The organism is Mesorhizobium sp. M0217 (assembly GCF_040321955.1).
GTDB lineage: Bacteria > Pseudomonadota > Alphaproteobacteria > Rhizobiales > Rhizobiaceae > Mesorhizobium.
Window position 1 is genome coordinate 324,078 of the sequence record NZ_JAMYSN010000001.1, and the last position, 26,392, is coordinate 350,469.

Genomic DNA, 26,392 nt, shown 5'->3' on the forward strand with positions numbered 1-26,392 from the left:
CCGGCCTGAGCCGGGTTTTCTCATTAAATTCAATCGGATGGTGTTCGCTCAGGCGCTGACGCGGATGTCTTCCGGCTCGCGCAGCACATAGCCGCGACCCCAGACCGTCTCGATGTAGTTCTGCCCACCGGATGCTGCGTCGAGCTTCTTGCGCAGCTTGCAAATGAAGACGTCGATGATCTTCAGTTCCGGTTCGTCCATGCCGCCATAAAGGTGGTTGAGGAACATTTCCTTGGTCAGCGTGGTGCCCTTGCGCAGCGAGAGCAACTCCAGCATCTGGTATTCCTTGCCGGTCAGATGCACGCGCTGGCCGCCGACTTCGACGGTCTTGGCGTCGAGATTGACCACCAGGTCGCCGGTGGTGATGACCGACTGGGCATGGCCCTTGGAACGGCGCACGATGGCATGAATGCGGGCGACCAGTTCGTCCTTGTGGAACGGCTTGGTCATATAGTCGTCGGCGCCGAAGCCCAGGCCGCGCACCTTGTCCTCTATACCGGCCATGCCGGACAGGATCAGGATCGGCGTCTTCACCTTGGACAGGCGAAGTGTCCGCAAGACTTCGTAGCCGGACATATCGGGAAGGTTGAGGTCGAGAAGAATGATATCGTAATCATAAAGTTTACCGAGATCGACACCTTCTTCGCCGAGGTCGGTCGTGTAAACATTAAAACTTTCAGATTTGAGCATCAGCTCGATGCTCTGAGCGGTTGCACTGTCGTCTTCTATCAGCAGAACGCGCATTTCATTCCCCTTTTCTGCCGCCGGACCATGTCACGACCCATCCGGGACCGGAGCAGTGATTGCCTGAACAGAGGCTGCCATCGAATGGTTAACAAAACCTAATTCCGCACCAAGGACGGTACCAGATTTTTTAACCCCTTTCTACACCCTCTTGAATCTAATGATGAATCACAGAACCAAATCGCTAATGCAACACATTAATAAGTCGGACTAAGTGACTCAAGGGACTCGCTGGCCGGCTTCCGTATCGGGAGCCGGAATTTTTACCCGGCCTTAAGTCCTCGCCCTTATGATTAACAATGCGCGTAAACGAATGGTTACCGCCGGCAAAAAACTTTAGGGATTTGTTTCCCATAGTTCGGGGAATGCCGGTGGATACGGGCGACGCCAGGCCCTGGCGGGCGGATTGGACGATATGTGCAGGTGTGCGTTTCCGGGAGTACCGAATCATGAAGTCACGTGAAAACCTCGTTCGGCTGAAGCAATTTCAGGTGAATGAGAAGCGGCGGCAGCTGCTGCAGCTCGACATGATGATCGCCGAGTTCGAGCGCATGGCCGTTGAACTGGAGCTTCAGATCACCGCCGAGGAGAAGAAGGCCGGCATCACCGACATCAATCATTTTGCCTATCCGACCTTCGCCAAGGCGGCGCGTCTGCGCCGTGATAACCTCAGAAACTCTCAAAGCGACCTCGCCCAGCAGCGAAGTGCTGCCGAATCATTACTCGGCGAAGCTGAAGCGGAGCTTTCCAAGGCCGAGATGCTGGAATCGCGCGACACCAAGATCCGCGACGCGGAACTCGGCGGTCGCAGCGCCATGATCGGCTGACGGCAGGGTTTTAACCCGACCGGCGCCGCCTGACGCCGCGCTTTGCTTTGCGTGTAGCGCGCCAAAAGGCTCCGGCGCTGCTGATCCGGCCCGTAAGGCGGCCGCAGCTTCAGGCCCGTGCCAAATCCCTTTCCAGGTTCGCCGCCGCCCTCGCCCGCGCTTGCTTGATGTCAGGCACATGCTCTTCCGACCAGGAGCGTATCTGGGTGAGCAGCCCCGCCAGGTTCTGGCCAAGTTCGGTCAATTCATATTCGACCCGCGGCGGGATCACCGGAAAGATTTCGCGCCGCACAAGCCCGTCGCGCTCGAGGACGCGCAGCGTCTGCGTCAGCATTTTAGGCGTGATGCCTTCGAGCTTACGCGCCAGTTCGCCGTTGCGCATCTGGCCACGGCGCAGCGCACAAACCGTCAGATAGACCCATTTGCTGGCCAGCATCTCGAGCACGGCGTGCGAAGGACACGTCCGCTGGAAGGCGTCATAGCCGGAGCCGCAATCATTATCACTATCCATGAGATGCCTATATATGGAAAAGGTACATACTGGACAAGGGAATATTACTATCCAAATGATAGTGGCACAGAAACCCCAGCAGGAGCCTCCCATGCGTGCCGTTGTCCAGAATTCAGTCGGCGGACCCGACGTCCTCGTCATCGCCGATCGCCCCGCGCCCTCGCCCAAGTCCGGCGAAGTGCTCGTGCGCGTGCATGCTGCCGGCATCAATCCGGTCGATGGCTCGGTGCGCGCCGGCTACTATCCATTGCTGGGCGAACCGCCCTTCACTTTGGGCTGGGATATTTCAGGTACGGTCGAGGCGGTAGGCCCAGGCGTCGATGGCGGCCTCAGGGTCGGTGACGCCGTGTTCGGCATGCCGCGTTTTCCCAAGCAGGCCGCGGCCTATGCGGAGCTCGCTGTGGCCCCGGCCGATGAAATCGCACCGAAGCCGCAAGGCATTGACCACAATCATGCCGGCGCGCTGCCGCTGGCCGGTCTGACCGCCTGGCAAGGCCTTGTCCGCCATGGCGGCCTGAAGCGCGGCCAGCGCGTGTTGATCCATGCTGCGGCCGGCGGCGTCGGGCATCTGGCGGTGCAGATCGCCAAGGCGGACGGCGCTTATGTCATCGCCACCGCCAGCCCGAAGAAACTCGATTTCGTCCGCTCGCTCGGCGCCGATGAAGTGGTCGACTACACCAAGCGAGATTTCACCGCCGAGGTCAGCGACGTCGACTTGGTGCTGGAGCCGATGGGCGGCGACCATGCCGACCAATCGCTGACAGTCCTGAAGGACGGTGGCGCCCTGGTGTCGCTGCTCAATATCCACGACACCACCCGAGCCAAGGCTGCTGCGCGTGGGATCCGCGTCGAGCGCATGTCCGTCGTGCCCGACCGTGAAGGCCTCGTCGAACTTGGCAAACTGGTCGATGCGGGAAAGCTTGCGGTCCATGTGGCAAAGGCGTTTCCGCTCGAACAGGCGGGCGCCGCGCACGCTTTTCTCGCCACTAGGCCGATCGGCAAGGTGGTGCTGACGGTCTGAAGCAGGCATTACCGACAGGCAAAAGGGCGCGGTTACCGCGCCCTTTTCTGTTGTGGTCCTGGCTCTAGTGCCGGTATTGCTGGATGCGCGTCGTGCGCAGCCCGGCAAGGCCGTATTCGTCGATCGACGCTTGCCAGGACAGGAATTCCTCGGTGGTCAGCTTGTAGCGCTGGCATGCCTCGTCGAGGCTCAAAAGCCCGCCGCGCACCGCAGCAACCACTTCCGCCTTGCGCCGGATAACCCAGCGACGTGTATTCGTCGGCGGAAGATCGGCAATCGTAAGAGGGCTGCCGTCAGGCCCAATAACATATTTGACTCGCGGTCTAACAAGATCGGTCATCGTACTCTCTACTAAAAACTCAAAGACCCAATCCCCACCACATTACCGCCACAGCTTTAAAAATTGCCTAAGCGAACCCTAATGAGTAGGTAAGGATCATGAACGCCGCGTTAGTCTTTTCGTCGGCATTTGAGGCAACGGCGGGCAGGCGCGCAATTTTCCCGCAAAATCGGCACCGCCGCAAAGCTGGCGCCGCTGGTGTGGTTGACCTATATTCGCGCCACTGCCATTGAAGCGCCGCGCAGAACGAAAGAACCATGAACAGCCTCGACCTTCCCGCCAGCCCGCAAAACACCCGCATCGTCGTCGCCATGTCGGGCGGTGTGGATTCGTCTGTCGTTGCCGGCCTTTTGAAGCGCGAAGGCTATGATGTCGTCGGCGTCACGCTGCAGCTCTACGACCATGGCGCCGCAACGCACCGGGCCGGGTCGTGCTGCGCCGGCCAGGACATTGACGATGCCCGCCGCGTTTCCGAGACACTGGGCATTCCGCATTACGTGCTCGACTATGAGGAGCGCTTCCGTAAGGCGGTCATCGACCCGTTTGCCGAAAGCTACGTCGCCGGCGAAACGCCCATTCCGTGCGTCTCTTGCAATCAGACGGTGAAGTTCGCCGACCTTTTGGCCACCGCCAAGGACCTTGGCGCCGATGCGCTCGCCACCGGCCACTATATCCGCTCCGGGGCCAATGGCGCCCACCGCGCGCTGTTCCGGCCCGTCGATGCCGACCGCGACCAGAGCTATTTCCTGTTTGCCACCACGCAGGCGCAGATCGACTATCTGCGCTTTCCGCTGGGTGGGCTGTCCAAGCCTGCGGTGCGGGCCATCGCCGAAGAAATGGGGCTGACGGTTGCCGCCAAGCAGGACAGTCAGGACATCTGCTTCGTGCCGCAGGGCAAATATTCCGACATCATCGCCAAGCTGAAGCCAGCTGCCGCCAACCCAGGCGACATCGTCCATATCGACGGCCGCGTGCTCGGTCGCCATGACGGCATCCTGCGCTATACGATCGGCCAGCGCCGCGGCATCGGCATCGCCTCGGGCGAGCCGCTTTACGTCGTCCATCTCGACGCCGACCGGGCCCGTGTCATCGTCGGCCCGCGCGAGGCGCTGGAGACCCACAAGATCTATCTGCGCAACATGAACTGGCTGGGCGATCGCGCGCTGTCCGACATTCCGGCCGCCGGCATGGAGCTGTTCGCCAAGGTCCGCTCGACGCGGCCGCCGCGCCCGGCCGTGCTGCATCACCGCGCCGGCAGCACCTTTGTCGAACTGGTCGACGGCGAGTCCGGCATCGCGCCCGGACAGGCCTGCGTGCTCTATTCCGACGACGGCAACGAAGCCCGCGTCTTCGGCGGCGGCTTCATCGAGCGCTCCGAGCGCGGCGCCGAGGCCGAAGCCATGCTCAGCCGGCTCGCAGCCAGGCCGGCGCAGATTCCCGCAGAGTAAACACTACCCCTCTCGGAGACAGTTTTAGTTTCGATCTGCCTTAAGGGCAGAGTTTCGAAACGGTCTCAGGACTTTGTGTGCGTGACTGTACCCGCCGTCAGGATGCGGAGCACCCTGATGGCTTCCTCGCCGCTGGTGCGCGGCTCGGCCCGCGTCTCGATACACTGGATGAAGTGCTCGAGCTCGCGCGTCAGCGGCATGCCCTGGCCGACCGCGACATAGGACGGCTCGTTGGTGGTGAAGGCCCACTGGCCGCTGTCCTGCCACACCGCGTGGCGGTAGACGGCCAGCTTGCGCTCCCATGGCTCGACATCGTCGAACACCGCCATTGCCTTGGTGCCGACCACGGTCAGCCGCCGCTCGCGATAGGGATTGAGCCGCGAGGTGAAGAGATGGCTGCGCAAGCCATTGGGAAAACGCATGTGCAGATGCGCGAAATCGCTGAGATTGTCGAGGAGTGCGGCCCCCTCGCCCCTGACGTCGATCGGCTCGGTGCCGGTGATGGCCAGGATCATCGACAGATCGTGCGGCGCCAGATCCCAAAGTGCGTCGTTCTCGGTGTGGAATTTGCCGAGGCCGAGCCGGTGCGAGTGGATGTAGCGGACCTCGCCGAGCTCGCCATTGTCGATCAGCGCCTTCAGCGTCTCGAAGGCGGGATGGAAGCGCAAGACATGGCCGACCATGAACACGCGGCCATTGTCCCTGGCCGCCTGCACGGCGCGCTCGGCGTCGGGCACGGTCAACGCAATCGGCTTTTCCACCAGCACGTCCTTGCCGGCCTCAGCGGCGCGCACGGCAAGATCGGCATGGAACTGCGGCGGCAGCGCCATGACGATGGCGTCGATATCATCACGCACGAACAGCTGGTCGGGCTCGATCGCCAGGCAGTCCTGCTCGCTGGCAAAGCCTTCGGCCCGCGCCCGATTGGCATCGGAAACCGCATGCAGCGCGCCGAGCGCCTTGAGGGTGCGGATGTGGTTGCTGCCCCAGTATCCGCAACCGAGGACTGCAATGCGCGGCTTCATCAGCTTCAAACTCTAATTTCTTGGCCGAGACATAGCGGCGTGCCCCGTCGAACTCAACCCCGGTGGCTTACCGGAGATGCCAGCCCGGCAAAGCTTTTACCGGCGACAATATGCCGGCGCCCCTCGCGCATCGATGCTTGACAGGCTCGCCCTCCCAACCTTATATCCGCGCGACCTTGGCGAACGCCTCGAAATGCCTTTCGATTTAAGGCGGATTTCGGGCCTTTCGCCGCCCTGGCGGGGTAGCTCAGTTGGTTAGAGCACGGGAATCATAATCCTGGGGTCGGGGGTTCAAGTCCCTCTCCCGCTACCACCATTCCCCCCGCTCCTTTGACGCCGTGGGGGAAGGCACCCTCGCCCAAGAGTGCCGTTAACCGCCCAGCGATTTCGACTTCGACGCCGCCGATCCTCGATGGATCTCGAAACACCGTGACGGTTTCGACCAAGTCGCGCATTGCCTCTGCACATTCGGAATCGCCAAAAGCAATGCCCTTAGCAAGCCCGGTCCGAAGTTGGTTTAGTTGTTCCTCGTAGCGAGCGAGCACCGCAGGGTGCAGCGCGATCACTGCCGTAGCGGCGGGCACCCGATCCAACTCGGCTAGAATGCCCTTACGCTCTTCATTCAGCGTTGTTGATTGCGGTCCCAGCACGGCTGGGTCGCCATAGCCCTTGGCAATGGCGTTGACCAGGCGCTCGATCTCCCGAGTTAGTTCTTCAAGCCGTCGCTCCAAACGGCTGCGCCTGGCATCGGTGTCGGCTGCCAAGCGCTTCCGTTCTTCGTGGTAGGTCTGGACGTACTGGGCAATCACTTCGGGATGGCGCAACTCGGCGGAAAGGCCGTTCAGAACTGCAGCTTCGATCGTATCCAAATAGAAGGTCTTGGGAGCGGCGCATGTTCCGCTTTCAGTCGCGGCGGAACAGCGGATGCGAATGCGCTTGGACTTGTCCACGCCTTTCGACGACATTCCCGCACCACAGGCACCACACCTCAGGAGCCCCGTCAACATGTGCCGTGGTCGGCGCTGGTGGCTTGGATGAGTGGTTGCACGCGCCTTCTTGCGTGCTTGTGCTGCGTCGAACAGGTCGGACCGAACAATAGCGAGGTCGGGCACTGCGACTACTCGCCAGTCACCCTTGGGATTTGGGCGCGAGACACGTTTCCCCGTGTCAGGATCCTTGATCATTCTGACCCTGTTCCAGATCAGGCGGCCAGCATAAAGCTCATTGTGAAGCAGCCCCGTCCCTCTCTGCACATTTCCATTGATGGTGGAGGCATTCCAGGCACGACCGCGAGGCGGCGGTATGCGGTCTGTGTTTAGATCGTGAGCGATATCGCGCGGGGTTTGCCCTGCGACATACTCTCGAAAGACACGACGCACGATTTCCGCTTCATCCTCTGCGATCATCCGCTTCCCGGGATCGCCTAGCACGTACGAATAGCCATAGGTCAGACCGCCGGCGTGAAGCCCTTTGTTGACTCGGCCGGCTTGGCCCCTGCGGACTTTGTGAGCGATGTCCTCTCGGTATAGCTGGCCAACGAGACCGCGCAGGCCGACCAAGACCGTGTTCACCACGCCTTCGTGAACGGCACGAATTTCGATGCCGAGAAATGAAAGGCGTTTGTGAATGCCCGCAAGGTCTTCCATGTCGCGCGAGAGCCGATCAAGTGCCTCTACGACGAGCACGTCGAATTCGTGCTCACGCGCTTTGTCCATGAGCTGAAGTAATCCGTCACGGCCCAGGACGGAGCCACCGGAGCGTGCTCGGTCGTCAAACGTTGCGACAACGTTCAACCCCTCACGTTCTGCATATGCTCGGCACAAAGCGAGTTGATCGTCGATTGATCGCTCATTTTGGAGGTCGGTTGAGAAGCGTGCGTAGATCGCGGTTCGAGTCATGATAAGTTTTCTCGGCCTGTTCACGCTCGTGGTCTTCGCGAGCCGCTTGGCGCGCAAGTGCTTTTGCAAGGCGCAGAATCGCTCTGTCAGGCGCTCGGAACAAGGCCCTTTTTTGGTACCTCACAACCATTGCGAGTAGCGCTCGCTACGGATCGGCTGGGCTTCTGCTGAAAATAACAGTCCGCAGAATGCGCGGCTTGGTTCAATCCTGCCGAGATCATGATCTTGGTCCATGTCTCCCAGATGCGCGCATGCAGGAGATGAGAAAAGCCATCAAATTGATTAGTCGCAGAATTGGATAGCAAGGCGTGCTTTTCGGAAATCCGCAAGTCCCAACCTCAAGCCGTAAGCTGTTCCGGGCGGCTCTGGAGAAGCTCTCAGGCATGTCTGGCGGGATCGCCTGACTACACCCACCGCCGTCTTTCCGAGGTTGTAGGCAACAAGTGGCGCGGGCCCTCACGACCTCCTCAACCTCGTTTCTAATACTCGTCTGGGCATTGCACAGGATCGATTCCCTTTCCCAATTCAAAGAGCAGAGACGACACGCGGTTGCGCACACGCGGGGGGAGTCGCATCAGCCTTTCGATCAAGCGTCTGCCTTCCGCGCTGGCGATGAAGCCCAGGCGTTCGTCTACGGGCAGGAGCGGAGCGGTTGCCTCGCCATTGCCCGGCAGACCATCGAAGAAGCGGCTGACAGGAACATCCAGCGAGCGGGCGATTTCGTAGAGCGTGGAAGCGCTGACGCGGTTGCGCGCGCTTTCGTATTTCTGGAGCTGTTGAAAGCTGATGCGGATCGCACGGGCCAGTTGCGCCTGCGAGACGTCCGACTGGACTCGCAGAGTCGCGATCTGCCTGCCGACGTGACGGTCGGCCGGATGGGGACCGACCTCACCGTTAGGTGCCACACCGCTTTGAAAACGATCCAAGATTTTCATCAAGGCTTCACCTGCTCTGTGAGTTTTGCTGCTTTTCTGAGCTTGGGTTCGTCGCAGCGTCTAAACGGTGAAGACGGATGAGGTCATGCAGTACCGATCGGATGTGCGGCCAGGGAAAATCGTCTGGATGTTCCCAGTGCTCACCGTCACGCAGGATGACCTTGAGCTTGGCCAAAATGCCTTCGATGGACGTGGCCGCTGTCTGCGGTAGATCATCCAGAAGTGCCCCTTCGACTGTTTCCGATTGCCGGATCAGTTCGTCTGTTCTCGAATAGCCGATCTCAGCATCAGCAGCGTCCCAGCGCGCCTGGTGTGCCACGAAATCCGCAAGCGCCCTGCCCCATTCGACTTCATTTTCAGGAGAGTGGGCATCGTTCAGGCTCTGGATGGAATGGAGCGTCACGTCCGTACCATCGGCAAGCCGCACCTTGGCGCAGGGAAAGCCAACTATCCTGGCGAGGTGTGTCTCCAACCGCCGCTGTTCGCGGCACAGCGCCAGTGTCTCATCATGGATTCTTTGCCAGCTCCCACACAGACGAAGAGCAGGATCGGCCGCGCTGCCGTCCGTCAGTTCGCCAGCCAGCGATTTTGCCTGGAAGGGCCATGCCGCCGCGCCCGTGGCCGTTCCCGTCAGCAAGCGCCGCCGGGTGATGAAAAACAAATTTATGCTATCGTCGGAATCATCCATGATCCGAGCTCCAAACAGCTTTGCATGGTTGGTGATACAGCCAAACGCTTTGGCGGCCTCAGCTAAATATCTGAATTTAAGATAACTGAAAATCAGATATAAAGGAAGCCCCCATCTGAGTTCAGATGAGGTGATAAGTGGTCGATACACTCGGTACGAATCGGCACAAAGCTTTGATCGCGCTGCTGATCAAAAACCGTGAAGCGGCAGGCCTTACGCAATTTGAGTTGGCAACCAGGCTCGGCCAATACCAATCGTTCGTAGCTCGACTAGAAAGCGGACAGAGACGTGTTGATGTCGTGGAGTTTATAAACCTCGCCGAGATTCTCGGTTTTAGCGCTCCGTCAGCCATCAAGAAGCTATCGGAAGTAACAGGTTGAGCGATGGGAGCGTGTGACCGCGCTAGTGCAAATTGACAATTTTGCAGAACCGGCAAGGAAGCCCCCAAGTTGTTGCACCTACCCGTTCAATCGAACCTCTTCACCTCAGCCTTCGACCCCCATCGAATGGGATCCTCAACCCAGCGGTTGATCTCGGATTCATGCCACCCGGCGCCATTGGTGCTGATCCTCAGTTGAGCCGGGAACGTGCCGTCGGCGATCTTGCGATAGATTGTCGAGCGGGACAGGCCGGTCCTGGCGAGGACTGTTTTGAGACGAACGATACGATCCGGCTCGGACATAGCTTGCGTCCACCTGAATGGTTGTTGCTGATTTCTGTTGGGACAGACAGGACGAACCCATGCCGGAGGCAATCCGATTTTTCGCTTCATCCGCCTGTAGCGTGAAAACGGCGGCAAATCGGAGGGGTGTCAGAGCCCAAGGCCCCGCCCCTTTCCGATGCCATGGCTGAATGCCAGTTCCACACCCAGACGCCGGCCGGATTCGACCTCGATGCCAAGCGCCTTCTTATGATTGGCAAGCATGGATTCAAGCTGCGGATCGCGTTCAAGGCTCTTGGCCATATCGGACATGGCCGAACGCGTTGACTTGTAGCCGGACATGTCGCCGGCCTGATATTGCTCCCGTCCCGTCCGATCGAGCTTTTGCCAGCGTTCGACGAAACGGTCGGCGCGGCGGCCTGGATCGATGTCCATCCCGGTGCGGATTTCCGTCTCAAGCTGGAGAGCAAGCACGATGCGGCGGACGCGGCCAGCCCCCGCCTCGTGGACAAGTTCGGGATTTTTCACATAAGCCGCTTCGGCATCGCGCCAGCCAAAGGGCCGCACCTTCTCGAAGGCCCTACGGGCATCCCTCAACTCGCGCATCTGCTCGGGACTGCCCAGCCCATCCGCATCTCCGTTGTGCGATATCGCGTCGATAGCGCGCGCGTGACGAACAAGCGCCTTCGTACGAGCGCTGCGCAACGCCGCTTCCGCGTCCACCGGCACATTCGCGCCGCGTGGCACTCCGGTGGCGAGATTTTCTCTGCCGGGCGTCGGGTCCGCATCTCCGATCCGTACCTCTACACTCTCCCTTCCCGGCCCAGGTCCACGTTCCTGCATGGGCACGGCGTCTGCAGGCGAGCGCAACCCGTCGAGCAGTCCGCCTATCCTGTCGCGCAGCTTCTCCGGGACGATCCGGCGCACGATCTCGATCACGCGCTCGCGGAATGTGATGCCGCGCCGCTCGGCATAGTGTTGTGCCGGGTCGACCTGCCCGTAATCCAACGCCATGTCCTTGGCGCGGTCCCGTGACAGCGTCCGGACGAGGCGTTCGCGGGTCGTAAAGTCATCGCTGCCGTAGTGCAGGTCCATTCCGTCTCGATGCCGCGACAGTGCGACGTAGCTGCCATGCGCATCCATGCCCGGTGTAGCGAGCACATGGGTCCGGTCAACCGTCATGCCCTGCGCCTTGTGAATGGTTGCGGCATAACCGTGGTCGATGTGGGAATAATCTTTCAGGTCGAAGCGAACCGACCTGTCGTCATCGGTGCGCACGGTCATGCTCTGTGTGCTGACTTCCTCTACAATGCCAAGCGTGCCGTTCTTGACCCCAAGCCCGCGCTCGTTGCGCAGGAACATGACCCGGTCGCCGCTGGTGAAGGCTCTTGGGCCGCGTTCGACATCCACCTGAACCTCGTCGCCGAGATCGCCGGCAGCGCGCATGCGCTCGCGCGCTGCCTGGTTCAGGGCGCGCACCTCGTCGTTTGTGTGGGTGAGGATGATCCGGCTTGCCTCTGGATGCGCCTGCCTGTCGCGATCCCAGCGCTCGACGAGTTCACCTCGCGCCTCATTGCGCGTTGCAGCCTGATGCACCATCCCTTGCACGTCGTAGGCGCCGATCGCGGCGCCGATCCTGCCGGTTGCCAGATCGCGCGTAGCGTCACGCTGCCAGTCCTCGCGCTGCCGGCGCACCTGGCCGATTTCGACGCCGCCATGACGCTCATGGATGGCGCGGAATGCAGCGCCGGCTTCGATTGCTTGCAACTGCTGCGGATCGCCGACGAAGACAACTTTTGCGCCAACGTCGGCGGCATGGGAAAGCACGCGCTCCAACTGGCGCGTGCCGACCATGCCGGCCTCATCAATCACCAGGACATCGCGAGCTGTGAGCAGATCGCGGCCCTGTCCCCAGCTATGCTCCATACTGGCGATGGTGCGTGATGAGATGCCTGATCCGCCTTCCAGATTCTCGGCGGCAATGCCGGAGAGTGCCGCGCCTCGAACCTCGTAGCCCGCCGCTGCCCATGCCTGGCGGGCAACCCCCAGCATGGCGCTCTTGCCCGTTCCGGCAAAACCGACAACGACACCAAGACCGCGACCATCGGTGATATGTGCAAGCGCATCGCTCTGCTCGTCTGAAAGGATAAGCCCGCGTTGCGCAGCCCGCGCCAGTGCTGCCTCGCGATGTGCGTCACTCACCGCATGACGCTCGTCCAAATCCATGCGTTCCGCAGCGCGGTGAAGGCGCTGTTCGGTCTCGATCATCTGCCGGGTTGTGAAACGGTCTTCGCCGCGCCTGTCTTTGCCGAGCTCGATCAGATCGGGTGCGTTGCTGATGGCTGCCACCACCGCGTTGAACTGCTCTACTCCATCGCTGTGGCGATGCGCAAACTTCGCAATTTCTTTTCGGGTGAAGGTCGATTGCTGATGGGTGATGGCGTCGAGCGCCAACGATGGATCGGCAATGATGCGCGCACCATTGTTGCGCGCGATCTCGCGATGCAGTTCGGCGCGATCTGCTTCAATGTCGCCAGCAGCAAGGCCGCTGCCCTCGATGCGTTGCGCCGGTGCACCAATCTGGGTCTGCGGCTCCAGGGCAATGCCCTGCGCTTCCAGACTGCGATGATCGATGCGGGCGTCGATGTCGAGTTCGGCCAGGCGTTCATTGGCCAGCTCCGCCCACCGCTCGCGCCAGCGCTCGACCAGCTGGGTAGCATTCCAGTCTCGAACCTTGGCACCAAAACCATTCTCCTCCACGGACCGCATGGTGAGCATGACATGAGCATGTGGCTTGGGACTGCCATCCTCCGCCCTGTCCCAATGCACGTTAAGATCGGCGACCATGCCCTTGCTGACAAACTCGACTTGTACAAAGTCACGCGCCAACTCGATGCCTTGCGCCTGGCTGAGTTCACGCGGGAGCGCAAACTCGACCTCGCGGGCAAGTTGCGCATCCTTCCTCACCTCGAACGCCTCGACATCGTTCCAAAGCCGTTCGCGGTCGCGCCAGGCCTCCGGTGCATGCTCTGGCAGCATCACCTCGGAATGAACAACACCGCGCTTGGCGGAGAAATCGTGGCTTCGTTCAATCCGCTCGTCGCGCAGCCGCGAAGCCGAGCGGTAGGCAGCGGACGCCACAGCGCTTGAGCCTGCCTTGCGGCCAATGACCTTGACATGAAGATGATAGATCGCCATCGCGACCAGATCATTTGCACGTCAAAGCGCACGTCGGCACGACGTATAAGCGCGCCCTCCCTCGAAAAAATCTCGGGATGGACCAGCCCGTCCCGGGCTGTCTCGGCAACGCTGAAGCCTTCCGGCAAGCTGTCGCCTATCATCCAGAGATCGACAATCAATGGAGACAGCCATGCGCAAACCACGAGACTTCGACGCCGAACTGAAGGCGCTCGACGAAAAAGCGCGAGAGCTCAAAATGCGAAAGATTCAGCAACTTGGCGAGCTGGTGATCGCCACAGGCGCCGATCAGCTCAGCACCGACGAACTGGCCGGCGCACTGGTAGCCATCGCCGAGACGAAAGACACGGCAAAGCGTGAGGCATGGGCCAAGCGTGGGGTGATGTTTTTCGAGAGCAGGTCCCGGCGAACTGCTTCGGCATCTCAGCGCAACCCTCGCGGCGCTCCAGCGCAACCGGGCAGCGCGCAATCGCCGGCAGGCGGCACAGGCTCGCAATGACATGAGAACATGGCAGGTGGAGCGTCGCAAACGCACCCGACAGCTGATCGAGCTTGGCGGTCTCGTCGTCAAGGCAGGCATTGTCGAGCTCACCAATGACGATCGCGCAATCATCTACGGCGCGATGCTCTGGATCGCCGCGAAGCTGCAGGGCCATGACGGTAAGCATGCGCGGGAGCTTTTGGCCGCGAAGGGAAAGCAGGCATTCGATGGTGAACGGCGTGAAGAGCAGATGGACTGGCGAACATAGCCACAGTTGGCGCGAGCAGCGGCCAGTCCGAAGTCGGAACAGCAAACTTCCGCCGGTGTGCCAGCGCCGCAGTCAAGCGCTTGCGCAGGAAGCTTTCGCGATCTCCTCGCGACCGCCGACAATCTTCTCTCGCGAGCCTTGATCCTGGTGATATAGAGCGCAAGGCTCGCGTTGGCGACGCTCGTCAAAGCGGGCGCTGCCCTATGAGCGAACTTCAAAATCCAGATCGTGCCCTCGAAACCTCCCACGCCCTCCAGATTCGATCATGCACACTGCGCATTGATACAAACTCTATAGCCAGGGCGAGAGCCAGCGGCACGGCTTTGCACAGCTGGAACGGGCGGAAAAGCCAGGGAAGCTCCTCGCTTCGGCAAAGGCATCCCAGCCGATACAAAAAGGGAAATTATATGACCGCTGCTCTCGAGCAAGGCAACAAACTGGATACCGTGTCGATAACGGCTGACATTGTCGCCGCCTATGTATCGAACAATCCAGTACCGGTTGGCGAGTTGCCGAAACTCATCGGCGACATTCATGCCGCCCTGAATGAATGGCATCGGCACGCCGGCGGTAGAACCTGTGGTAAAACAGGACCCGGCAGTTTCGATCAAGAAATCGGTGACACCTGACTTCATCATCTGTCTGGAAGACGGAAGGAAATTCAAATCGCTCAAGCGGCACCTTCAGCACTTCAACCTGACCCCCGACGAATACCGGCAGAAATGGAACCTGCCGTCCGACTATCCGATGGTGGCGCCGAACTACGCGGCTACCCGGTCGGCTGGCGAAATCAATAGGGCTCGGGCGCAAGGCGGCGACGCCCACGTCTGCCGCGGCGGAAAAACCAAAACGGGCTACTCGTGCGGCGGCAGCGGCGACGACTGCGGCGGCCATGAAGTCGCCGCTGAAGAAGGTCCGCAAGGCGCCGGCCAAAGCGTAACGCGCTGCACCTAGCGGACGTGCCAAATTGTATAGGACCTGAACATGGCAAAGCCCCGCCTTGCGGCGGGGCTTCGTGTTTTGTCGGGTCACTCTGCGGCGCGGCGTGACCAGATGAGCGAGAACTCACCCTCGGTGTCGGTCTCGACCAGGCTCGCATAGATCGGAGCGGGGAAGCTGGGATCGTCGAGCTTGACCGAGTGGTAGTCGCGTCCCTCGCGCGAGGTCTTCTTCCATGCCGCCCCGAACTCGGTGGCGCCAGCGAAGATGCGGAAGTCGGGGCCCTTTTCATTTTCGCCATCCGTCGGAGCGAACGTTACCGTCTTGACGTTGAGATTGAGGGTCTTGACCGAGCCGGAGAAGCCGTTCGCGGTGCGGGAGAAAGTGCCGATCGTAGCCATGGTGATGTTCCTTTGTGTTTTCTCGGGCCGCGCCCAAGGCGGCCTCGATGGTGGACGTGAGACCGGAAACGATCGGTCTGCATCCCGAAGGGGCTGAAACGAAGTGGAAGACGGCGACGCGAGGCTTTCTTGGACCGTGAGGAATGGACGCGCAGCGGACAGGGGAAGAAAACGCAGCGCCGACGTTGCGAGAAGACGATCGAGACGGAGTGAAACGAAGACGGTCTTCGGTCAGACCCAATCCATTCGAGGACGCCTTGGGCGTGGCCTGGAAAGAATACCCGGAAGGAACGCCACATTGGCTAAGATCCAGTCAGGGCCATTGTAGCTTGCGCCCTGCGCTTCTGAATTTCGGTCACAGACCTTCCTCACGCGCCAGGGCGGTGTTGGTCCTACTCCTAACCGGTGAAGAAGGGACGTCCGATTTCCCTAATCTTTGGGCTGAATCGTCATCGCGTTCGGGGCGGCTCCGAAGGCGACCAATTGATTGCTGAGGGCAGCACTTCTAAGCCGACAGATGCCGACGATTTCCTATAGATGCGTCACACCTGATCCTCCACCGCATGGCCGAATGTTCCCGCTGCGGTCACGCCGACGCGCGGTGAGGCATTGCTGGAAGGTCGGATTCACGCCGGGCGTCTGACGCCGAGGTGATGCGCTGCGTGACTTTCCCGATAAGAGTGGTGGAAATTCCCGGTTCGACCATTGGTTTGGAGGTGCATCCCGAGCATCTGCCGAAGCGCTTGATGATCCACAAGCCGATGAAGATCGACGGCAAGGTCGTCTGGCACACAGAGATTTCGAGGGTGGGACATGGCCAGGTCGAAAGGTTCGCAGCAATTATCACAGGCTGAAATTGAGCGCTTTGTGACGGCAGCGGAGGCACTGCACTTAAGTATCATCAAGCCGTTTATATCGCCCGATAGCGACCACTTACCGGCAGACGCGCGTCCTGCATGAGGTGCTGTTGAAAGCCGTGCGGGAAGTCACCGGGAAGGAAGTGGCGTTCATCCAGTGGAACGGGACAGGGCCGTCCAAGCCGTAGCGTGGCTCTAGCCGTTTTCGCAGCCGATCCCATCGCCGTCGCGGTCCAGATCATAGATATCCCTGCCGACAACAGTGACCGGGCCGCGTACATAGGCGGACCATTGCCCTTTCCGGAGGAGCAATCGACGTCGCTGGCGATTGGAACGCAGGCTCCCGCGTAGTTTGGGGCGCACGCGTCTTCGGCATGAGCGCAGCCGATGAAAGATGCCACACCAAAAGCGACCGCGCCTACACGACGGGAAGCCGCCGGCTGGATCCTTATCCGAATCAGCGCTGTATCTCAGTCGTCTATCTCTTCGCCTTCATCGTCTTCGTTCGAACCGCGAGACGAGTCTTCGACGAAGGTTTGGCAGCCCTCATTAAATGGTTGGCTGTTTGAGCTGCAGTCGCTGTCGTTGGAAATCTGATTTTGCTCAGCCCAGTCGTAGCCAGCTTTATGCCCGGAACAATCTTCGGTGCAGTCATTTCCTCCGAAAGTCCCCTGCGCATGACATGGCGTGGCTGATGCCGCCGCAAGCATCAATGTGCCCAAGTGGAACAGCCTTCGAATTCTCATCTGCGCCCCCCCCATGGTGAGCAAGGCTGCTATCTAGGCGCCGCGAATATGCCTACTCGCACGAACCCAAATGACGCAATTTGGTCCTGATATCAGTGGCAGTGATACTCGCCAGTCTTGTGGTTGGTATGGCATCCATTGGCATCGGTGCCGCCGCCGTGTGCGAAGGTATCCATCGAAAATGCGAACATGGTCAAAGCCGCCATGGCGGCAAGGAAGCCCTCCCATGGCGAGCGACGGGCTTAGACGCCCAATTGCGCGGCCATCATTTGCGGGGCCGCCGTCGTCCGGTCAATGCCGCTGGTGATCGACAGCAGATGTCGTTTCGTCGAAAGAAATTCGGAGTCGCTGCAATCGGCCACAGCGCGCTTGAACAGGGCTCGCATGGCGAATCAGCGCGACCTCGCCGCTACCAGATCACAGACCAGCGAGGCATCTGTCGGCGCAAGTTGATTTGCGACGGCCTTTCGGATCGCAAAGCTTCGCGAACTCGGCTTTCTCAAAGCGGGTCAACGGCGCGGCGGCGGAAAATCAGGGGATTTCGGATTGGTCTTGGCCATGACTTCTGTACACGATTCAAAAATCATTCTTCGCCGCAAAAAATTGCCGCATGCCGCATCTGTGGTCGCTCGTCGACACGCAACCGACATGTCCCTCCGTCGCGCAGTCGCTGTGGTAATGGGGGTGCCACCGCCACGGCGCCACAACGGCCTGTGGCGAGTGTCGATCAGCCTGGCTGACTCATAGCAGCCCGAATGCCATTGCGGTGAGAAAGGCCACCACTAGCACCACCAGGACCCCAATAATCAGCCAGACGGCGCTCTTGGCGTCCATTTAGACCCTCAACTGTCGGTTCCATTGATCACATAGCGCGACGCGAAGACGCTCACCAGTCACTGTGACTCCAGCGGATACGCGTCCTGGGCGAACTGACGGTCGTTTGTGGATAGGGACTACTGTGGGAGCGTGGGTTCGAAAAGTGGGAATATTCGCGCGCAAAAGGCCGGCCGGCTTACCGGCCTGTCGCGCGGTCAGTCTCAACTGGTTGCCGGCTTGGATGTAGGCGGCTCACGGCGAGCGAGCAGCTTGTCGATCCGCCTTCCATCCATATCGAGGATCTCGAAGCGCCAGCCCTCGTAGTCAAAGTGCTCACCGGCTTCCGGCAAGTGCCCAAGGCTGGACAAGGCGAACCCAGCGATCGTGTGAAAATCCCCTTCGGCAGACCCCGATCGGAATCCTAGGCGAGCGAACGCATCGTGCGCCAGCATCATTCCGTCGATGAGCAAGGACCCGTCATCGCGCTCGATGACATCAGGGTCCTCATTGTCCAGGTCAGGAAGGTCCCCTGCGATGGCTTCGAGCAGATCGGTCTGGGTGACGATCCCCTCCAGAGCGCCATATTCGTCGATGACGATCGCCAGACGCACCGGCGTCCGCTTGAACTGATCGAGTACACGGAAAATCGGCGTTGCCTCGTGAACGATCAAAGGTTCTCGGATGACCGCCATCGGGTCAAGCGTTTTGCCGTCGAGCACCTGGTCGAGAAGGTCCTTCTTCAGAATCATGCCAAGCGGTTCGACTATCCCCCCACGGCCGACCAGAAGCTGCTCATGGCGACATTGCCGGATGGTGCGCAGAATCTCGTCAGGGATGTCGTCGGTATCGATCCAGTCGATATCGCGTCGCGGTGTCATGATGTCGGCAATGCGCCGATCGCCGATGTTGAAGACACGCTCGACCAGTTCCTGTTGCGTCTGATGAAGGAGCCCTGCCTCCTGGCTTGCCGCCACGAGCAGCTTCAGCTCTTCGGGCGAATGCAAGGACTCCTCGCCTGTGCCCGGACGCAGACCGCACAGACGCAGCACCAGATTGCCGAGACCGTTGAGAACAAGAATCGCCGGCCTGAGCAGGAACAGGAACAGACCGAGAGGGCGGACGACCCGAAGTGCCGTGCTCTCGCTGCGCTGGAGCGCCAGACTTTTCGGCGCTAGTTCACCCAGGACAATGTGTAGCGCGGTTATGATGATGAAGGCGATTGCGACGGCAATGGTGTGCGAAGCTGCCGTGGCCAGCGACCCCATCACTCCCAAGAGGAGTGGCTCGATCAGATGAGCGAGTGCAGGCTCGCCGACCCAACCGAGCGCCAGCGATGAGATGGTGATGCCGAGCTGAGTTGCTGCAAGGTTCGCATCGAGATTCACCAAAGCCCGTTGAAGGAGGCTGGCGTTCGAGCGTCCAGCTGTAGCCAATTCGTCGACGCGGCTTCGTCTAACCGCGACCAGCGCAAATTCGGCGGCGACAAAGAAACCGTTGGCGCCTACGAGTAGGAGAACCAACAGAATTCCAAGAATGTCGCGTAGACTACCATCGTCCGCAGGCATGATATCCTCTTTATGAAACAGCCACTCTCATCTCTCAAGCGCGTATGCCGCCGTCGTGGAACCGCCGTTGGCCATCATTGCGGAGCGATCACCGCAGCTCCGCCTCTGACAATCAGGGGCAAGATAGCCAAATCCGCGCTGAGTATCCTACCCCCGCAAAAAATCCGCCGGCGCGAACCGGCGGGCCAGAAATCGGATAGAAAAAGAACCGGTCATGCCGGCCGAACTAAATGTGGCATCTGGGTAGTCGAAGTCAATGGACCCGCCGCGTAGAGATCGCCTTTGATCCAGTGATTTAGCAATATCACCCCGATGCCAGCGAGGATCGCCAGCGCTATCATCCAAATGATCTTCTGACGGTCGCTCAATGTTCTAAACCCAAACCCGAACCGCGCGTGCCGGCACTTAATGGCACGACGTCGTTAATTGCAATGTGATCCCTATGAGAATCGCTGTGGCCTTGGCGGTCGGTCAAACTTTCTCATTTCGACGAGATTTGCCAGACAGCCACGCCAGTAAGAATAAGGCCGGCGGTACCTTCGATAGTTCGCGATATCACATCGAACAGGCGCGGCCGACGGTCGAAGAAATGCACCAGCCGTTCCCGAAACAGGATCGACAGAACTGCCACGCAAGACAACGTCAGTGCCACGCCGGCCATCATGGTGATTGCAAAGAGTATGCCCGCGACCGGAACACCTCTTGAGATCGCGAAGGTCATCGCGAAGAGCGTCAATGGACATGGGATCAGGCCGGCCATGACGCCCACAACCTCGCCTTCATGCTGATGGTGATGACCGTGGCTGAGCGCCCGCCAAAGCATCCACAGACCAATTAACCCGAGCAGGCCACGACTGACATCCTCCAAAAGCGGCGCCCGGCCGACGCTGCCCAGCGCAATCGAGACCAATGGCAACGAGAGGGCTGCAATCACAACGGCAATCGTGACATGGGTGAAGGAGAGTGTCAGCGACACCAGTAGGCCGCGACGGATGCTGGCATCCGATCCGGCCAAATAGGTAGCCAGCACGGCTTTGCTGTGTCCGGGTGTCAAAGCATGCGCAGCTCCGAACAGGACACCCATCGGCAGGAAGGCAGTGAACGCCAGCCAGTCGCCCCCGGCTGACAGCAATTTGATCTGTTCGGCGAGCGCCAAGTATATCGTGCGTTGAAACTCGACCAGGGTTTGGAAAAACACGTTCTATCCGTTCCGCCGCTTCAACTGCACGTCAATTCAAGGCGTGTCGCGAATATCTTGCCGAGATCGGTTCCGGTCGGATCGCTGAAGAAGGCATCCGTCAATTTCGTCTGATTCTGTGCGATTGCGGTATTCGGATCGGGGCGGACGACGGCCCTCGTGCAATCTTTCGGTAGGCCAGCCACGGCGATCTTATCGTCATCGGTGAAATCGATCGCGGTGTAGAAGGTCGGATCGTAGACGCCGATGCTCACCTTGCCGGCGAGCGCCAACGTGTCTTTCGGCTGCGTCTCGAATTGGATGATGAGTTGATTGTTCTCGTAGCTAGTGACCAGCCTCGCCGGCGGCGTCATCGCCACGTCCTTGCCTTCCACAGTGACCATTTGGAAATAATTGTATTCTTCCAGTGAGGCATGGATGGTGAGGGCGGCGGCGTCGAGTTCTTCGGCGTCGAGAGTAAGGTCGGAATTCTTGTCGAACTCCATCAGCACCGTCGAGGAGAAGAGCTCGTCGAACCGCCAGAGATGCTTGAGCGACTTGACCGACTTGTCAGCGCCAACCGTTAGGTCCAAACGGGCTTCCGCGAAGACATGAGGATGAGCGCCGACCGCGACGGTGGAGGCGAGCAGGAGCGCCATGCCAAAAATCGTGCTGGTCAGTCGCATTTGCGCTCGCTTTCTCGTCATTGCGCGCCAACCGAGTGATCTGGCAGCGCAAGCAGGCTAAATTGGGACGCGGCCCGCGAAGCCTTTTCAATCATCGACGATCGAACTTGCTATGATGGCGTTCGCTGTGCCCCGAACGGCTGGCGACGTCAAATGCACGAGCTGCTTGCGATTGCCCGCGATCAGTATGAACAGCCGGGAAACCTGCCTGCCCTTCCTCTCCTCGCCGATTTTTTCGGCGTCGGTGCGGTGGAAGAACCGTTTTTCAAACTCGGCGCGGTCGACATCGAAAAGCTTGAGCGAGCAGGTCTGGACGGACCTGCCGTCCATGGTCGCCCTGGTCACCGCGACCATCGTTCCGGCCGGAAGGTCGTCGCCGGTGACCTGCCATCCGCGGAACGCCTTCATGGCATCCACAGGAGCAAGTGCCGCGCCGTCGACGAGCGGCGTCCATCCGCGCGTCTTTGCCAATGTCGCGGTTCGCTCGAAGTCGGGGCCGTGCGCCAGGCATGTCGCGTGGAAGGCATCCAGCGCCCGGTCGACGCCATCGGCATGCGCAAGCGGTGATGCCAACCATGCGGCCGCAAGCGTCAAGGACAAGTAGGTCTTGGGCATTCGGTAGACTCGCGTATCGAAGCAGGCCGGGATAGCCAATCGGCAAGATAGCGCCGCGGCGGCTACGCACGCAATGCAGCGCGGCCCGCGACTACCGGCCCGCGCGTCTTCCTGGCGGCGGCGCGCCCGGTCCGGTCGCCGCGGCATGCGGCGCTCAGGCAGGCAGGATCTTGTCCGTGGTCGCGCGCACATAATCGAGGTTCATGGTCCCGACGGCGCCGGTATCGTCGACCCTGAAGCCTGTCTCGACCAGTAGAGTTCCGACCGCATTCATGTCGATATGCCCGTGCCGATGGAGCCTCGGCAATCTGGATTCGTGCAGCGGCCTTCCGAAGTCGATCAGCAGCAGTCGGCCTCCCGGCTTCAGAACCCGCTCCGCTTCACGGAAGAAGGTCGATCGGTCGGGTTTCGGCAGGTGATGCAGCATGAGCGTACCGATCACGATGTCGAATTGGCCATCCTCGAAGGGAAGTTCCTGGGCCGTCGCCTGGACGAAGGTAAGATCAACGCCGGCTCGCGTAGCCTTGACGCGCGCCCTCTCGACCATTTGGACCGATGCGTCGACGCCCGTGACGCGTCCGACCGCTCCGACCAACCGTCTCGCGGCTATGGCAAGCGTGCCCGTACCGCAGGCGACATCGAGCATCGCCTCGCCGGGCTGGAGCCTTGCCAGACGCAGCATGAATTCACGGAACCGGTCCTCGCGGCCCCAAGTCAGGACGCGCGCAAGCAGGTCATAGCCGACCGCCCTATGCAGGACGATGCCGATGCCCCTTTCGCCGGCGCCATGCGCGCCGGCAGTCCGCATGTGATGGAAGCCGCCCCAGAGTGCGAATGCCGCGACCGCAGCGAGGATGAGGCCGTGGACTGCAGCCGTCCAAGCACCGGCATTGAGATAGCCGTCCCCGAAATGAAGCATTAGCAGAAAACCGGCGACCAGCGACAGTTTGACGAGCACAGCAAGCATAATAACACCCTTTCGCGAATGCTGTCCGTTTCCAGCCCGATGACCAAATTGGTGCATTTCCTTTTGCCTCCTCGTCCGTTTCCGGAGTGCTCAAGGCATTCTTGAGCTTCTGGACTCGGCGTATCATACTGGACAGATTGTCCATTAGCGCTGTTGCTGGACAACGGACCGCTGAACGTCCCAAACCGCACGGTGGAAAGAGCAATGACCATTAAAATCGAGCGGCCCGACGACAGGGGTACGATCGACCGTCGTGTCGCGCGCACGCGCGCCATGCTGCAGGACGCGCTGATTGCTCTGATCCCAGAGTGCGGCTATGCGGCTCTCACCGTGGAAGACATCTGCCAGAAAGCTGATGTCGGCAGGTCGACCTTCTATACGCACTATGCCGGCAAGGACGAATTGCGCAGCGCGGCCCTTGAGGCGCATCTGCTGTCGCTGAGCAGGCGCGTGTCGGCAGACGAAAAGACAGGCAATCGCCTGTTCGAATTCAGCCTGCCGATGTTCGAGCACGCGCGGGCGTTCCGGTCGCTTCACAAAGCGCTACTTGCGAGCAGCGGCGACACGATCCACGATCAATTGCGTGAACGCATACGGCGCGCAGTGCGAACCGAACTGTCTGGCAAGCGGATCGGCGACGCGGGCGTGCCGCTGGAATTCGTCGTCCAGTTCATATCGGGAGCCTTTCTCTCGGTGCTTGCCTGGTGGATCGCCGAGGACTCCAGCCTATCGCCGGCCCAGGTCGACGACCTGTTCCAGCGGATGGCGGGTTCAGCTCTTCCGGGGCGGTCACCCTAGCAAGACCTTCCAAATCCAGATCTCGCGCCGGTTGAGGCTAACGTTCCTCGGGCGGCCGAATCTTGCGAAACGTCATGAGCAAAGGATTTCGTAGATGGTGTTCAAGCCACCGGCGACGAGAATTGGTCAGCCGAAACCGGAAACGGCAAGCAGGGGTCCGGCGACCGTCGGACTGACCGCCGAACCGCGTTCGGCCAGAGCCCCACTCGGACCGCCAATCTTCGTCGATTCAAAATCGCATGGCAACGAGTCGAGCTATTTCGGCCGGCGCTTGATCGGGGATGGCAAAGACCGAGCTGACGTTGATCTCACAAAGCGCATACGTGTCTTCACCTGACACAGTCCGTGGTCCGTAGAGAAAATCGGCATCCCAAATGATCGGCAGCGACCTGGCATCGACGCCTAGCACAGCCATCATTTGCGGCGTCCACCCGGTTTCCATATTGGTCCGCAGCGACTGAAACGGTTCGGCCGTGGCGGGATGCATTATCCGCGGCCCTGGTTGCGCAGCCTCGGAATCTGGCCCTTCAGGAGGTGGTGGGATTAGGGCCTTGATGAACTGGTGGCCAAAGCCGACCACCTTGTCGGCGCCCATGTAACAGCGGATCATCCCGTCGGGTAAACGCGGTTGGAATGGCTGATCCACGATGCAGCCATCGGGTGTCAAATACACCTCGCAGCGCGCCATGAAATCCGGCAGTGCGAGTTCTTCCGGCATACTGCCGCGTCGCGCGTGCAGCACCCGAACCGCCGGCTCTCCGCCAGGAAGCGAACCGATCAGCTCGACCTTCCATACTCCCTGGCCGCCATTGCCGCGGTTCTGCTTCAGCACCCGTGGACCGGCCGTCCGAAGCCGCTCCGGAAACGCCTCGCGAAAAGCCTCGGCGGAGCCGTAGAGGTAAGTATCGGTTCCCCATCCGAGATGCTTCGTACGGTGCAGAACTTCCTTCACGCCCATTTTCAGGATCACGTCTGGATGTGCACTCACCCAGGGGCCGCGTGCCGCCACGTCGCGCAGCAGCGGGTCGAGCACCGCACGGGTTTTTCCCTCGTGCAAGGGATCGACCCAGACCAGCACGCCGTCCGTCGCCAGGAGCTGGGTCCGAACCTCCTCGGCAAACTCTTCGTCATAAACGGCCGGTTCGGCGTGAACACCGATCGCAGCGAGTTCCTCGAACACGCGATGAAACCGGTTGTTCTGCGGTGTCGCCGTGCGACGCGCCTCCCGGTCACCGCGCCAGACCACAGCCACTCGCCTCGTGCCCATTATACCTCGCCTCCTACTTGCTCGCCCATCAGGCAGCCCCGATACGAAATAGACTGCGATGCTCGCATCCGAGCAGAAAGATCGCCCTAGACCGAGCCCGCCGCGACGCCGAAAAGCACGCCCAGGATCGAACATGCCGCTAGCACCGGGATCACGCCGACCTTGAAGCGGAATACCGCCAGCATCGCACCGACGGTCAGTACGAGAGACGGAATGTTGAGGGAACCGAGGACTGGCACGTCGAGCCTCATGCCCAGCAAGCCGATCTCATGCAAATCGCGAAACAGGACATGAAGCGCGAACCACACCGCGAGGTTCAGGATCACTCCAACCACCGCTGCCGTGATGGTCGACAGTGCGGCTGACAGGGCCTTGTTGCTGCGCATCGTCTCTATGTACGGCGCGCCGAGAAATATCCACAGGAAGCACGGGACGAAGGTCACCCACGTCGTCAGAAGGCCGCCGAGCGTTCCAGCGACCAACGCGTTAAGAACCCCCGGCTCCCGGAATGCTCCCATGAAACCAACGAATTGAGTGACCATGATCAGCGGACCCGGCGTCGTTTCGGCCATGCCGAGGCCATCCAGCATTTCTCCAGGCTTCAGCCAGCCATAGTGCTCGACTCCTTGCTGGGCGACATAGGCAAGCACCGCATAGGCCCCGCCGAACGTCACCACCGCCATCTTGGAAAAGAAGATGGCGATGTCGGTGAAGACATTGCCTTGCCCAAGAAACAGCAACAAGAAAAGGACCGGAACGAACCATAGCAGCAGAAACACCGCCGCAATCTTCAGCGACCATTCGATGGATGGCCGGGCATGCGCCGGCATCCCTTCGCCAAGCGCCGAGTCGACATCATCGACCTGCTTGCCACCAAGCTTGCCATGTCCATTGCCTGGCTGGAATGCGGCCCAACCCATCTTGCCCCCGACGTAGCCGATCACGGCCGCAACCAGGATGACCAGCGGGAACGGTGCATGGAAGAAGAACAGGGCGATGAAGGCTGCCGCAGCGAGGCCGACCATCACATTGTTCCTGAGCGCCCTCCTGCCGATCCGCAGGACCGCTTCGAGCACGATGGCCAGAACCGCCGCCTTCAGGCCGAAGAAGAGCGCCTGGATAGCGCCAACGTTGCCGAAGATGGCGTAGATCCAGCTCAGGACCATGATGGCGACCGCGCCTGGCAGCACGAACAGGATTCCCGCGACGAGGCCGCCTTTGGTCTTGTGCATGAGCCAGCCAATATAGATGGCCAATTGCTGCGCCTCCGGACCTGGCAGCAGCGTGCAGTAGTTGAGCGCATGCAGGAATCTCGTCTCGCCGATCCAGCGCTTTTCCTCAACGACGATCCGATGCATCATGGCGATCTGGCCGGCCGGGCCGCCGAAGCTGAGCATTGCAACGCGAGCCCATACTCGCATGGCGTCCGCAAACGAAATGTCATGGTCGTGGGTTTCGGCCAGAGATGGCGGCGTCGTGACGGACTGCTCCAGATTGGCCATAGTTTGAGTCC

Annotated in this window: 28 protein-coding genes, 1 tRNA gene and 2 pseudogenes; 11 read left to right on the forward strand and 20 right to left on the reverse strand. The window is 60.5% G+C overall.

Going from position 1 to position 26,392, the window contains the following annotated elements; all coding sequences use genetic code 11:
- Positions 1–48: 48 nt before the first annotated feature.
- A complete protein-coding gene (ctrA, locus tag NKJ18_RS01610; protein ID WP_006203583.1) occupies positions 49–744 on the reverse strand; it encodes a response regulator transcription factor CtrA in 696 nt (231 codons plus the stop codon).
- Between the two features lie 449 nt (positions 745–1,193).
- Between ctrA and NKJ18_RS01615 the strand changes: the two genes are divergently transcribed.
- Positions 1,194–1,571 carry a flagellar export protein FliJ gene (locus NKJ18_RS01615; RefSeq protein WP_023669945.1) on the forward strand — a complete coding sequence of 126 codons (378 nt, stop codon included), beginning with the start codon at positions 1,194–1,196 and terminating at the stop codon, positions 1,569–1,571.
- Positions 1,572–1,680: 109 nt separating this feature from the next.
- Here NKJ18_RS01615 and NKJ18_RS01620 read toward each other — a convergent pair whose 3' ends face one another.
- Complete coding sequence (locus tag NKJ18_RS01620) at positions 1,681–2,082, reverse strand: winged helix-turn-helix transcriptional regulator (RefSeq protein WP_023699710.1); 402 nt, start codon at positions 2,080–2,082, stop codon at positions 1,681–1,683.
- Positions 2,083–2,173: 91 nt separating this feature from the next.
- Between NKJ18_RS01620 and NKJ18_RS01625 the strand changes: the two genes are divergently transcribed.
- Entirely contained in the window at positions 2,174–3,103 is a 930-nt protein-coding gene (locus tag NKJ18_RS01625; RefSeq protein ID WP_352757731.1) for an NADP-dependent oxidoreductase, read from the forward strand.
- A gap of 64 nt (positions 3,104–3,167) precedes the next feature.
- Here NKJ18_RS01625 and sciP read toward each other — a convergent pair whose 3' ends face one another.
- Positions 3,168–3,443, reverse strand: a complete 276-nt coding sequence (gene sciP, locus NKJ18_RS01630; protein WP_013529904.1) for a CtrA inhibitor SciP — start codon at positions 3,441–3,443, stop codon at positions 3,168–3,170.
- Positions 3,444–3,700: 257 nt separating this feature from the next.
- Between sciP and mnmA the strand changes: the two genes are divergently transcribed.
- A complete protein-coding gene (gene mnmA / locus NKJ18_RS01635; protein ID WP_023683624.1) occupies positions 3,701–4,891 on the forward strand; it encodes a tRNA 2-thiouridine(34) synthase MnmA in 1,191 nt (396 codons plus the stop codon).
- A 65-nt stretch (positions 4,892–4,956) separates the two neighbouring features.
- Here mnmA and NKJ18_RS01640 read toward each other — a convergent pair whose 3' ends face one another.
- Complete coding sequence (locus tag NKJ18_RS01640; protein WP_023699712.1) at positions 4,957–5,916, reverse strand: Gfo/Idh/MocA family protein; 960 nt, start codon at positions 5,914–5,916, stop codon at positions 4,957–4,959.
- 236 nt (positions 5,917–6,152) lie between these two features.
- Between NKJ18_RS01640 and NKJ18_RS01645 the strand changes: the two genes are divergently transcribed.
- Positions 6,153–6,229, forward strand: a tRNA-Met gene (locus NKJ18_RS01645).
- Here the strand turns inward: NKJ18_RS01645 and NKJ18_RS01650 are convergent.
- The 3 genes from NKJ18_RS01650 to NKJ18_RS01660 form a co-directional block, all read right to left on the reverse strand.
- Positions 6,186–7,814: a recombinase family protein gene (locus NKJ18_RS01650; protein ID WP_084561122.1), complete on the reverse strand. Its 1,629-nt coding sequence runs from the start codon at positions 7,812–7,814 to the stop codon at positions 6,186–6,188. The genes NKJ18_RS01645 and NKJ18_RS01650 overlap by 44 nt on opposite strands.
- A gap of 479 nt (positions 7,815–8,293) precedes the next feature.
- Positions 8,294–8,749, reverse strand: coding sequence for a helix-turn-helix domain-containing protein (locus NKJ18_RS01655; protein WP_023711097.1), 456 nt, complete (start codon positions 8,747–8,749; stop codon positions 8,294–8,296).
- A gap of 7 nt (positions 8,750–8,756) precedes the next feature.
- Positions 8,757–9,437, reverse strand: a complete 681-nt coding sequence (locus NKJ18_RS01660; protein WP_023711096.1) for a hypothetical protein — start codon at positions 9,435–9,437, stop codon at positions 8,757–8,759.
- Positions 9,438–9,574: 137 nt separating this feature from the next.
- On the opposite strand from NKJ18_RS01660, the gene NKJ18_RS01665 reads away from it, so the two are divergent.
- A complete protein-coding gene (locus tag NKJ18_RS01665) occupies positions 9,575–9,817 on the forward strand; it encodes a helix-turn-helix domain-containing protein (RefSeq protein ID WP_031199210.1) in 243 nt (80 codons plus the stop codon).
- Positions 9,818–9,903: 86 nt separating this feature from the next.
- On the opposite strand, the gene NKJ18_RS01670 is transcribed toward NKJ18_RS01665, so the two are convergent.
- Both NKJ18_RS01670 and traA read right to left on the reverse strand, forming a co-directional pair.
- A complete protein-coding gene (locus tag NKJ18_RS01670; protein ID WP_023711095.1) occupies positions 9,904–10,119 on the reverse strand; it encodes a helix-turn-helix transcriptional regulator in 216 nt (71 codons plus the stop codon).
- Between the two features lie 129 nt (positions 10,120–10,248).
- On the reverse strand, positions 10,249–13,296 hold the full coding sequence (traA, locus tag NKJ18_RS01675) for a Ti-type conjugative transfer relaxase TraA (RefSeq protein WP_352757732.1): 3,048 nt from the start codon (positions 13,294–13,296) through the stop codon (positions 10,249–10,251).
- Between the two features lie 172 nt (positions 13,297–13,468).
- Between traA and NKJ18_RS01680 the strand changes: the two genes are divergently transcribed.
- The 3 genes and pseudogenes from NKJ18_RS01680 to NKJ18_RS01690 all read left to right on the forward strand — a co-directional run bounded on the left by NKJ18_RS01680 (position 13,469) and on the right by NKJ18_RS01690 (position 14,985).
- A complete protein-coding gene (locus NKJ18_RS01680) occupies positions 13,469–13,795 on the forward strand; it encodes a conjugal transfer protein TraD (RefSeq protein WP_352757874.1) in 327 nt (108 codons plus the stop codon).
- Position 13,796: 1 nt separating this feature from the next.
- Positions 13,797–14,045, forward strand: coding sequence for a conjugal transfer protein TraD (locus tag NKJ18_RS01685; RefSeq protein ID WP_023711092.1), 249 nt, complete (start codon positions 13,797–13,799; stop codon positions 14,043–14,045).
- A 407-nt stretch (positions 14,046–14,452) separates the two neighbouring features.
- Positions 14,453–14,985 (forward strand): annotated as a pseudogene (locus tag NKJ18_RS01690) (Ros/MucR family transcriptional regulator).
- Positions 14,986–15,073: 88 nt separating this feature from the next.
- Here the strand turns inward: NKJ18_RS01690 and NKJ18_RS01695 are convergent.
- Entirely contained in the window at positions 15,074–15,385 is a 312-nt protein-coding gene (locus tag NKJ18_RS01695; RefSeq protein WP_023669902.1) for a DUF736 domain-containing protein, read from the reverse strand.
- A 662-nt stretch (positions 15,386–16,047) separates the two neighbouring features.
- Here NKJ18_RS01695 and NKJ18_RS01700 point away from each other — a divergent pair.
- Together NKJ18_RS01700 and NKJ18_RS01705 are read left to right on the forward strand one after the other, a co-directional pair.
- Positions 16,048–16,239 carry a hypothetical protein gene (locus tag NKJ18_RS01700; protein WP_155929562.1) on the forward strand — a complete coding sequence of 64 codons (192 nt, stop codon included), beginning with the start codon at positions 16,048–16,050 and terminating at the stop codon, positions 16,237–16,239.
- Positions 16,199–16,430: pseudogene (locus tag NKJ18_RS01705) on the forward strand (hypothetical protein). The gene NKJ18_RS01700 and the pseudogene NKJ18_RS01705 overlap by 41 nt, the downstream one beginning before the upstream one ends.
- Positions 16,431–16,712: 282 nt before the next feature.
- Here the strand turns inward: NKJ18_RS01705 and NKJ18_RS01710 are convergent.
- From NKJ18_RS01710 to NKJ18_RS01745, 8 genes are all read right to left on the reverse strand, one after another.
- Positions 16,713–16,964, reverse strand: coding sequence for a hypothetical protein (locus NKJ18_RS01710; protein WP_245263983.1), 252 nt, complete (start codon positions 16,962–16,964; stop codon positions 16,713–16,715).
- A 116-nt stretch (positions 16,965–17,080) separates the two neighbouring features.
- A complete protein-coding gene (locus NKJ18_RS01715) occupies positions 17,081–17,194 on the reverse strand; it encodes a YHYH domain-containing protein (protein ID WP_023686251.1) in 114 nt (37 codons plus the stop codon).
- Between the two features lie 36 nt (positions 17,195–17,230).
- On the reverse strand, positions 17,231–17,374 hold the full coding sequence (locus NKJ18_RS01720) for a hypothetical protein (RefSeq protein ID WP_352757733.1): 144 nt from the start codon (positions 17,372–17,374) through the stop codon (positions 17,231–17,233).
- 651 nt (positions 17,375–18,025) lie between these two features.
- Positions 18,026–19,369 carry a hemolysin family protein gene (locus NKJ18_RS01725; RefSeq protein ID WP_352757734.1) on the reverse strand — a complete coding sequence of 448 codons (1,344 nt, stop codon included), beginning with the start codon at positions 19,367–19,369 and terminating at the stop codon, positions 18,026–18,028.
- 481 nt (positions 19,370–19,850) lie between these two features.
- Positions 19,851–20,567 (reverse strand): HoxN/HupN/NixA family nickel/cobalt transporter, encoded by a 717-nt coding sequence (locus NKJ18_RS01730; RefSeq protein ID WP_023669894.1) that lies wholly within the window; start codon positions 20,565–20,567, stop codon positions 19,851–19,853.
- Between the two features lie 20 nt (positions 20,568–20,587).
- Entirely contained in the window at positions 20,588–21,232 is a 645-nt protein-coding gene (locus NKJ18_RS01735) for a DUF1007 family protein (RefSeq protein WP_156935507.1), read from the reverse strand.
- A gap of 87 nt (positions 21,233–21,319) precedes the next feature.
- Complete coding sequence (locus NKJ18_RS01740; protein WP_023685957.1) at positions 21,320–21,847, reverse strand: hypothetical protein; 528 nt, start codon at positions 21,845–21,847, stop codon at positions 21,320–21,322.
- A gap of 154 nt (positions 21,848–22,001) precedes the next feature.
- A complete protein-coding gene (locus NKJ18_RS01745; RefSeq protein WP_352757735.1) occupies positions 22,002–22,814 on the reverse strand; it encodes a class I SAM-dependent methyltransferase in 813 nt (270 codons plus the stop codon).
- 204 nt (positions 22,815–23,018) lie between these two features.
- On the opposite strand from NKJ18_RS01745, the gene NKJ18_RS01750 reads away from it, so the two are divergent.
- A complete protein-coding gene (locus NKJ18_RS01750; RefSeq protein ID WP_023807249.1) occupies positions 23,019–23,612 on the forward strand; it encodes a TetR/AcrR family transcriptional regulator in 594 nt (197 codons plus the stop codon).
- A 229-nt stretch (positions 23,613–23,841) separates the two neighbouring features.
- Here NKJ18_RS01750 and NKJ18_RS01755 read toward each other — a convergent pair whose 3' ends face one another.
- Both NKJ18_RS01755 and chrA read right to left on the reverse strand, forming a co-directional pair.
- Positions 23,842–24,879, reverse strand: a complete 1,038-nt coding sequence (locus tag NKJ18_RS01755) for a Cj0069 family protein (protein WP_031192964.1) — start codon at positions 24,877–24,879, stop codon at positions 23,842–23,844.
- An 86-nt stretch (positions 24,880–24,965) separates the two neighbouring features.
- A complete protein-coding gene (gene chrA, locus NKJ18_RS01760) occupies positions 24,966–26,381 on the reverse strand; it encodes a chromate efflux transporter (protein ID WP_031199206.1) in 1,416 nt (471 codons plus the stop codon).
- Positions 26,382–26,392: the final 11 nt, after the last annotated feature.